Origin of the sequence: Jatrophihabitans lederbergiae, assembly GCF_031845305.1 — a bacterium.
GTDB lineage: Bacteria > Actinomycetota > Actinomycetes > Mycobacteriales > Jatrophihabitantaceae > Jatrophihabitans_A > Jatrophihabitans_A lederbergiae.
The window spans coordinates 1-1396 of record NZ_JAVREH010000161.1 but is presented as its reverse complement, the minus strand read 5'-3'; the positions used below and the strand labels follow the sequence as shown (position 1 = coordinate 1396).

The following is a 1396-nucleotide window of genomic DNA, read 5'->3' as shown; positions in this document are numbered from 1 at the left end:
CGCGGACGAGGCATCGACAGCCTCCCCAGCATCCGCACCACCACCGACCAAACCGAGACCTAGACTGCCCACAACCGCTCACTTTTCAAGCGCCGGAACCGACCAGCTTTGGAGCGCCGTCGACAAGGTATCACTGCCCGGGCTTGATGACCACGTGTCGACGGAGTTAGCCGCGGAACGGCGCGGTGGAGCCGCGGACGCTCGCTGTGCACCCGGCATGATGGAGCAGTTGGTGAACGGCGCGTGTGCGTAACGGCTGATCAGGGCCTGGCCCGAGGATTACCTCGGCGATCGCCGCTGCATCGAAACGGATCTCGACATACGGAGTGACTCCCAACGGGCCAGATCGGAACCTCAATGGGCTTTCGGCGGCCGGTCGAGCGAGGATCAGTCGTGACTCCTGTTCCTCGCGGAACGCTTCGTGCTTGATTGTGGCCAATGCCGGCCATACGAAGTCCTGCGCTCTGCCCCATCCGGTGGCATTCGGGTGCCCGGTTGGGTGCGGTTGAATCTCGGCGGTGACTCGTTGAGTCAGTGCCGCGACCGCGGTCGGGCCATACCTGACCTTGACCAATTCGGGTCCTGGCGTCGGGTCGGGTCCAGTGCCAGGCCGGCCGTTGGGCCACTGCAGCCCTTCCAGGTAGTCGCGTCGGAAGCCGACGGCGAAGCCCGAACCTTCGGCGTAACCACGCCACTGGCTGAGCAGATCCCCGTCTGAACAAAAACAAGTCACGTAGACGCTGGCAGGCGCTTGCCCGTCCGGTGGCGTGTCCGTGCGCACGGTGTTGGCCGCGCTGCGCATGACCGTTCCTCGGCTGTATTCAGCGCCTCCGCCCGGGGGGCCTTCGGAGTCAATGAGTCGTTGGCCTTCGACGTTTAATGCCTCGACGACTTCCGCTCGGCCGTAGCGCATCTCCTGCGCGTCGTTGAGGTAGGAGGCGTCAGTGGCCCACAAGGTCAGGTTTGTGATGATTCCGAGCAATCCGTAGGTGTTGGTGTAGTGGTAGAGCACGTCGGCATCGCTCGGGTCCGTGTCAGCCACGCAAGCAACCTACTGTCTGCATCGGCTCAGTTCATCGGCAGTCAGTCCGGTCCCGGCAGGCAGCTTCGGAAACCCCCGGCACACCTCCCAGTAGACGTGCATCGAGGCGGACAGCGGCCACCGATCAGACTTCGCCGATCTTCGAGATCCGGGACGGCCATCCGTTGCGGCAGTGATTGCGTGCGCTGGCCGGCAGAGCGCCGGCATCCATCACCGACGGCACGCTCAGGGGACCTGACCCCGAGTAGTGGACACGCTCAATCCCTGCTTCGGTGGGGTGGAAGCGAGATGATCCACTCATGGCGAGGAAGAACTACTCCGAGGAGTTTCGCCGCGACGCTGTCGAGTTGTATC

The 1396-nt window shown here is 63.9% G+C and carries 1 protein-coding gene; it reads right to left on the bottom strand.

What is annotated here, in order from left to right; genetic code table 11:
• Positions 1–166: 166 nt before the first annotated feature.
• Positions 167–1042 carry a DUF2971 domain-containing protein gene (locus RM423_RS24720; protein WP_311425692.1) on the bottom strand — a complete coding sequence of 292 codons (876 nt, stop codon included), beginning with the start codon at positions 1040–1042 and terminating at the stop codon, positions 167–169.
• Between the last annotated feature and the right edge of the window lie 354 nt (positions 1043–1396).